The organism is Pseudoalteromonas sp. OANN1 (assembly GCF_024124685.1).
Lineage (GTDB): Bacteria > Pseudomonadota > Gammaproteobacteria > Enterobacterales > Alteromonadaceae > Pseudoalteromonas > Pseudoalteromonas piscicida.
This window is the reverse complement of sequence record NZ_JAMXSE010000012.1, coordinates 134,696-141,978: the sequence shown is the minus strand read 5'-3', so window position 1 is coordinate 141,978 and position 7,283 is coordinate 134,696. Positions and strand designations below refer to the sequence as shown.

The following is a 7,283-nucleotide window of genomic DNA, read 5'->3' as shown; positions in this document are numbered from 1 at the left end:
CAAGAGTTTTATCAAGTGACATTTCGCAAAAAGTTATACAGCTCTCTGGAAGAGCTCCAAAAGGATCTGGACGAGTGGATAAATTACTACAATAATGACCGAACTCATCAAGGAAAAAAATGCTGTGCTAGAACGCCATTTGAAACATTATTAGATGGGAAATCGATCTGGGTTGAAAAGAATTTAACCCAAATCTAGGCTGACAGTCACCGATTGAAAAACGGGTAACTGTCAGGTCAAGTCTGAGCTAGTACAATTTATATTACGCAGGCTAATTAAGCCTGCGTATCAACAAGTTTAGTTTCTTGGCTTTTTAGGAAATTGATCACCTTCTCTTGATACTCTTGGAGAAAAGATTCTGAAGTGATTTTAGCAACTGTTTGCTGTTTCTTTTGAGCATTACCCAACACACCATGAAATGAGCGGTAGTTCTCTTTTTCCATTTGCGCCGCGCCTTCTACATGATCTACAAAGAAGTCGATAATATTTATTTTTTCGTCAGGCTTGAAACCTTTTTCCTCAAAATTGACACCATCTAAAGAACCTTTCACCCCCATTACATCATCCCAAAATGTGTCACGTAAGCTCCCTGTATACCCACTCGAGCGTGCCATATCAGACTCCAACGTTCGAATTGCGTCAACAATACCTTTAAATTCATTGATAGACATATTCTCAAAATCAAAGCCCTCAGGATTAAGTAGAGCGCTGTATGGTGAACTGCTCGGTGCATCACCTGTAAATGCAGCAATAGACACAGACTCGTCAGATACTTGTTTCTCTTTGGTATCTTTAATCTGATTTGGTTCTGGTTCCTTTTTTACGGGCGCAGCAAACGGTTGTGTAGGTGTTGATGTTGGCGCATTCGTTGTTGACGCCGAATGGATATTAAAATGAATAGTCATAAAAGCTCCTTTTCGTATTGCCTTAGTATCGGCAGTATTCCTATTTTACTTTAGCATATTGTGTTGGATTTTATGGTTGTTATACATCGGTTTATTAGCCCACCTAAGCATGTTCCTGCTACTAGTCCATTTGTGTGAAACAGCACAAAGCACATTTTTTTACAACACATGGGACTTAAATCGATACCCCACTTTATATCCCTAAAATAATGACGCTTTAGCAAATTTCAGGCATAAAAAAACCCTAACATCAAACTGTTAGGGTTTTTCTAAAGCGTGTAGTGCTTAGGAGATGATGTTTACATCATGCCGCCCATGCCACCCATTCCGCCCATGCCGCCCATATCTGGACCAGCAGTTTCTTCTTTCGGAATTTCAGCAACCATCGCTTCAGTGGTGATCATTAGACCAGCAACTGATGCTGCGAACTGAAGTGCAGAACGCGTTACTTTAGTTGGGTCTAGGATACCCATTTCGATCATGTCGCTGTATTCGCCAGTTGCAGCGTTGTAACCGTAGTTACCTTCGCCAGCTTTAACTGCGTTAACCACAACTGATGCTTCGTCACCTGCGTTTGAAACGATTTGACGAAGTGGTGCTTCCATCGCACGAAGTGCCACTTTAATACCGTGGTTTTGGTCTTCGTTGTCACCAGTTAGCGATTCAAGCTTGCTCGCTACGCGAACTAGCGCAACACCACCACCAGGTACTACACCTTCTTCAACCGCTGCGCGAGTTGCGTGTAGTGCATCTTCTACGCGGTCTTTTTTCTCTTTCATTTCAACTTCAGTTGCTGCGCCAACTTTGATTACTGCAACACCGCCTGCAAGTTTTGCCATGCGCTCTTGTAGTTTCTCTTTGTCGTAGTCAGAAGTTGCTTCTTCGATTTGTGCTTTGATCTGAGATACGCGACCATCGATTGCTTCTTGCTCGCCAGCACCGTCGATGATAGTTGTATCATCTTTAGTGATAACCACGCGCTTAGCTGTACCTAAGTCCTCAACCGTAGCTTTCTCAAGCTCAAGGCCAATTTCTTCAGAGATAACCGTACCACCAGTTAGTGTCGCGATATCTTGTAGCATCGCTTTACGACGGTCGCCAAAGCCAGGCGCTTTAACCGCAGCAACTTTCACGATACCACGCATGTTGTTTACAACCAGAGTTGCCAGCGCTTCACCTTCAAGGTCTTCAGCAATGATTAGTAGCGGCTTGCTTGTTTTAGCAACAGCTTCTAGTGTAGGTAGAAGTTCACGAATGTTAGAGATCTTCTTGTCTACTAGAAGGATATGTGGGTTATCTAGTTCAACTTGGCCTTTTTCAGCGTTGTTGATGAAGTACGGAGAAAGGTAACCACGGTCAAACTGCATACCTTCAACTACATCTAGTTCGTTCTGTAGTGATTGGCCTTCTTCTACAGTGATAACACCAGACTCGCGACCTACTTTTTCCATTGCTTCTGCAATGATGTCACCAATCTCTTTGTCAGAGTTAGCTGAAATCGTACCAACTTGTGCAATCGCTTTTGCGTCTGAACAAGGCACTGAAAGCGTTTTTAACTCTTCAACAGCAGCGATAACTGCTTTGTCGATACCACGCTTAAGGTCCATTGGGTTCATACCCGCAGCAACTGACTTAAGACCTTCGTTCACGATAGCTTGCGCAAGAACCGTTGCAGTTGTAGTACCGTCACCCGCTGCGTCATTAGCTTTAGACGCAACTTCTTTAACCATTTGTGCGCCCATGTTCTCGAACTTATCTTCAAGCTCGATCTCTTTCGCAACAGATACACCGTCTTTAGTGATAGTGGGTGCACCGAATGACTTTTCTAAAACAACGTTACGGCCTTTAGGACCTAGTGTTACTTTTACTGCGTCTGCTAGTACGTTTACGCCTTTTAGCATTTTTGTACGAGCGTCACCTGCAAAACGAACTTCTTTAGCTGCCATGTTATAAATTCCTCTTAAATTCTGTTGTCGATTAAACTAAAAAGTATTAATTATTCTACGATGCCTAAGATGTTATCTTCGCGCATGATCAGGTACTCTTGACCTTCGATCTTTTCAGTTTTTTCGATGTAAGAGCCGAACAACACCGTGTCGCCAGCTTTTACTTGTAGTGCTTTAGTTTCACCATTGTCCAACACGCGGCCGTTGCCTACTGCAACTACTTCACCACGTGAAGACTTTTCAGCTGCAGAACCAGTTAACACAATGCCGCCAGCTGACTTTGTTTCTTCTTCAAGACGCTTAACAATGACGCGATCATGTAAAGGACGAATGTTCATTTATATAGTTCTCCTAACAGTTTCTGAACAATGACAGAAATAATGCTTTTTTAAGGCGGTGTTACATCCACAGGTTGTGGTTAACACACGCAATTTTAATTGCTTTCATTTATGGGGATGGGCAAATTAAAACCCAAGAGAAAAAACCAAAAAAATTTAGTCTTTTCTTTCGTATTCACCTTCAATCGTTGTTGAAGAATTTCTACCCGATTGATTTTTATATGGATCTCTAATTTCTTCTTGCTGCTCCGGACGCTCATCGCGTGATTGACTAGCAAACGGTGACTGGCCTGAATGCATGTCTGTTTGCACTCTTACGGTGGCATGAGCTAAAAGCGACTGCGCCAGCTTTTTTCTAACGGCTGGAGTTAACAGTAAAAAACCTAATACATCGGTCATGATCCCAGGCGTCATCAATAGCACGCCGGCAATAATCACACACAAACCGGTAAATAAATCTTGTGCAGGCAATTGCCCACGAGACATCTGTCGCTGTACGTTGACATAAGCGCCAAGACCCTGCTGTTTCACAAGTCTTGCCCCTAAAATAGCGGTACCAATTACAAGCGCAATGGTAGCAAAACCGCCTATCACCTCGCTGACTTGGATCAGCAAAGCAATTTCAATAATCGGAATAGCGATAAATAAAATAAATAAGAATCTAAACATACTTTCTCCAAATCTACGAAAGATAAATATGGGTGCTAAGGTCTTAATTCAAGCGATACAAGTAAGACGCTTTAGAAAAGAGGCGCTATCCGCTAAGATGCCATTACTAACCCTAAAATGGAAATGGCAATGGGCGTAAGATATAAACTCGTCTTATCTACATGCGATTCAGTTACTGAAGCGCGTAAGATTGCAACGCAACTTGTAGAGCAAAAACTTGCAGCTTGTGTGAACCTAATCCCAGCAGTGGAATCTATTTATGTTTGGGAAGGTCAGGTTGAACATGCACAAGAAACCAAGCTGTTAATCAAGACAAAATCCGAAAAACTAGAGCAAGTGATGGCCGCGATTCGTGAACTACACAGTTATGATGTTCCAGAAATTCAAGTCGTGGACGTAACCAGCGGCAACTTAGCTTATTTCAAATGGATGGACGAGGTATTATTGTAATGCGACTCTTAGTAGTTCTTTTCTCATTGCTGATGTGGTTTCCCGCGCAAGCAAACAATGCAGTGCTAGACAGCTTACTGGCTCCTAAACAACAGACTTTTTTACCAGTAAAAGAAGCATTCAAGTTCGATTTTGACCAACAAGGCAACACCTTGTTTGTAGGTTGGGACATCGCCGACGGCTATTACTTATATAAGAAGAATCTTCAAATTATCGCCAAACAAGCCGACATCCAAGTGCCGGAGCTTGAGCAAGGAAAGATGATTGAAGATGAGTTTTTTGGTCGCACTGAAGTCTACTTTAATAACTTATCCGTTATCTCTAAGCTCAGTAATATCGAGCAAGGTGCAATCGTAAAAATACGCTATCAAGGCTGCGCCGAAGCGGGGCTTTGCTATCCGCCAGAAATTGTTGAAGTGCCGCTAAGCACGATTGCCGGAGAAAAGCCAAAGACCACCTCAACCAAAGCTCCTGAAACGAAAGCACCTGAGAAAAAAGCAGAAGTTCAAAGCGAAAGCGCGCCTGTGGATAACGATAATTTATCTTTCACTGAGCAGTTAATGCAGCGCAGCTTACTTGCGAATATTTTGACGTTCTTTGGCCTTGGTATTGGCCTTGCGTTTACCCCTTGTGTATTCCCGATGTTCCCTATTTTGTCGAGCCTCATCGCCGGTCAACAAGGTCTTTCGACTAAAAAAGCCTTCAGTTTGTCTTTTATTTATGTGCAAGGTATGGCGGTCACTTACGCTGCGCTTGGGTTAGTCGTTGCGTATTTCGGTGGCCAAATTCAAGGCTACTTGCAGCATCCAGCGGTACTTATCAGCTTTAGTATATTGTTCGTCGCACTTGCGCTATCTATGTTTGGGGTTTACGAAATTCGTTTGCCTAGCGGCATGATGGATAAACTCACTCAGCTCAGTAACAAGCAAAAAGGCGGCAATTACTGGGGCGTATTCATTATGGGTGTGCTTTCTGGACTTATTGCATCGCCTTGCACCACGGCTCCACTTTCTGGCGCGCTATTATTTGTCGCGCAAAGTGGTGATTATGTGGTGGGCGCGGTAACGCTATATGCCCTTAGCTTGGGCATGGGCCTACCGCTATTACTGCTAGGTACCTCAGGTGGAAAATTACTACCAAAAGCAGGTGGCTGGATGGATCAGGTCAAAACGCTATTTGGTTTTGTGATGCTCTTCGTACCGCTTATCCTTTTAGAGCGCATACTCGATGCGACAGTGATTATCTCACTTGCCGGTGGCCTCGCCGTAGCGACAGCACTCTACTTGCATTATTGGCAAAGCCAATTACAGGCAGGCAAAGGTAAAACCACATTATGGGGCTTCGCGATCACCCTGTTTATTGTTGGTTTATATGCATTAAAAACAAGCCTGTTTCCAGCACCTGCAGCTGTTGTAAGTACTGCATCGACTCAAACCGAGACCGTTACCGGAGAGCAGAAGTTTAAGCTACTACCTGACTTAGCCGCGCTTAAAGTCGCCGTTGCTGAGGCCAATGCAAAAGGCAAAGTGCCTATCGTTGATTTATACGCAGAGTGGTGTGTCGCGTGTAAAGAGTTTGAGAAATACACTTTCCCGAAACCTGAAGTACAAGCACAGTTCAAAGATTATGAGCTATTAAAGCTCGACTTGACCAAAGCCAATGACAACACCCAAGAGATCATGGAAGCATTTACTGTGTTTGGTTTACCGACTATTTTAATCTTTGATAGCCAAGGTAATGAGATGCCAGCACACCGCATCACAGGCTTTTTAGACGCAAAAGACTTTGCTGCCCACCTAGAAAAGGCCAAGCAGGACGCAAAGTAACCATTTTAGGGGGCAAGCTTGTTTGCCCCTCCTCCCTTCTGATTAGACCAGTATTTTGCTGCTATTTACCTCGAACTCTCTATAATACTCCACGAAATGGAGAAATATTTGCTATTTGCTGGAATTCGGCTTAAGTTAACAAGCCATACAGTCTAAATTTTTGGCTAATGCTTTAGTTAAAGGAAGTTCGCGTAATATGTCTGCAAAATTAAAGATTTTATTAGTAAACGGCCCTAATTTAAATATGCTAGGTCGCCGTGAGCCGCACAAGTACGGCACGCAGACTCTCAACGAAATTGTTGACGCATTAACTGAATATGCAGAAGCACAGCAAGTCAGCTTGTCACACATTCAAAGTAATAGTGAAGCGCAGCTAATCGAGGCTATTCACGCTCAATATGAACAATGCGATGCGATTATCATTAATCCCGCCGCATTTACCCATACGAGCATTGCCCTTCGAGACGCTTTACTCAGTGTGGACATCCCTTTTTATGAAGTACACATCACCAATGTGTACGCCAGAGAGCCATTTCGCCACAAGTCTTATTTTTCTGATGTGGCGGAAGGCGTGATATGTGGATTAGGCGCGTTGGGCTATCGTGCTGCACTTGATGCAGCGTTAGCGCAATTGCGAAAACAAAATAACTCAAATTAACTAACAGGCGGGTCATTGTATGGATATTCGCAAGATCAAAAAACTTATCGAGCTAGTAGAAGAATCAGGTATTGCAGAGCTAGAAATCACTGAAGGTGAAGAGTCAGTACGTATCAATCGCCACAGCAGTGCACCAGTTTATGCGCAACCTCAACAATACATGGCAGCTCCAGCGGCACCTGCACCAGCAGCACCAGCGGCGGCTCCTGCAGTAGAAGCAGCACCAGCAGAAAGCAGCGCACCTGCAGGTCACCAAGTTAAGTCTCCTATGGTTGGTACTTTCTACACAGCTTCTTCTCCAACAGCAGCGGCATACGTTGAAGTAGGTTCAAAAGTAAATGTTGGCGACACACTTTGTATCGTTGAAGCCATGAAGATGATGAACCAGATCGAATCAGACAAAGCTGGTGTAGTGAAAGCAATCCTAGTTGAAAACGGTGAGCCAGTAGAATTCGACCAACCGCTATTCATCATCGAATAATTACGCAGAA

9 protein-coding genes are annotated in these 7,283 nt (G+C 43.6%); 5 read left to right on the top strand and 4 right to left on the bottom strand.

The features are described 5' to 3' along the window. The coding region (locus NH462_RS12105) for an IS3 family transposase (protein WP_253105808.1) at window positions 1-198 on the top strand (198 nt) is incomplete at its 5' end. 77 nt (window positions 199-275) lie between these two features. Here NH462_RS12105 and NH462_RS12100 read toward each other — a convergent pair. From NH462_RS12100 to NH462_RS12085, 4 genes are all read right to left on the bottom strand, one after another. Next, complete coding sequence (locus NH462_RS12100; RefSeq protein ID WP_253105807.1) at window positions 276-905, bottom strand: hypothetical protein; 630 nt, start codon at window positions 903-905, stop codon at window positions 276-278. A 299-nt stretch (window positions 906-1,204) separates the two neighbouring features. Next, the gene (groL, locus tag NH462_RS12095; protein WP_010368752.1) at window positions 1,205-2,851 is read right to left on the bottom strand and encodes a chaperonin GroEL; all 1,647 of its coding nucleotides are present in this window, start codon (window positions 2,849-2,851) and stop codon (window positions 1,205-1,207) included. Window positions 2,852-2,901: 50 nt separating this feature from the next. After that, window positions 2,902-3,189 carry a co-chaperone GroES gene (locus NH462_RS12090; RefSeq protein WP_010368755.1) on the bottom strand — a complete coding sequence of 96 codons (288 nt, stop codon included), beginning with the start codon at window positions 3,187-3,189 and terminating at the stop codon, window positions 2,902-2,904. A gap of 156 nt (window positions 3,190-3,345) precedes the next feature. Beyond that, window positions 3,346-3,858, bottom strand: coding sequence for an FxsA family protein (locus NH462_RS12085; RefSeq protein WP_253105806.1), 513 nt, complete (start codon window positions 3,856-3,858; stop codon window positions 3,346-3,348). Between the two features lie 129 nt (window positions 3,859-3,987). Between NH462_RS12085 and cutA the strand changes: the two genes are divergently transcribed. The 4 genes from cutA to accB all read left to right on the top strand — a co-directional run bounded on the left by cutA (window position 3,988) and on the right by accB (window position 7,273). Next, window positions 3,988-4,308 carry a divalent-cation tolerance protein CutA gene (gene cutA / locus NH462_RS12080; protein ID WP_010368760.1) on the top strand — a complete coding sequence of 107 codons (321 nt, stop codon included), beginning with the start codon at window positions 3,988-3,990 and terminating at the stop codon, window positions 4,306-4,308. After that, window positions 4,308-6,134, top strand: coding sequence for a protein-disulfide reductase DsbD (locus NH462_RS12075; protein WP_010368762.1), 1,827 nt, complete (start codon window positions 4,308-4,310; stop codon window positions 6,132-6,134). Before cutA ends, NH462_RS12075 begins: the two co-directional genes overlap by 1 nt. A gap of 196 nt (window positions 6,135-6,330) precedes the next feature. After that, on the top strand, window positions 6,331-6,792 hold the full coding sequence (gene aroQ, locus NH462_RS12070) for a type II 3-dehydroquinate dehydratase (RefSeq protein WP_069021390.1): 462 nt from the start codon (window positions 6,331-6,333) through the stop codon (window positions 6,790-6,792). A gap of 19 nt (window positions 6,793-6,811) precedes the next feature. After that, window positions 6,812-7,273 (top strand): acetyl-CoA carboxylase biotin carboxyl carrier protein, encoded by a 462-nt coding sequence (accB, locus tag NH462_RS12065; protein WP_010368765.1) that lies wholly within the window; start codon window positions 6,812-6,814, stop codon window positions 7,271-7,273. Window positions 7,274-7,283 lie beyond the last annotated feature (10 nt).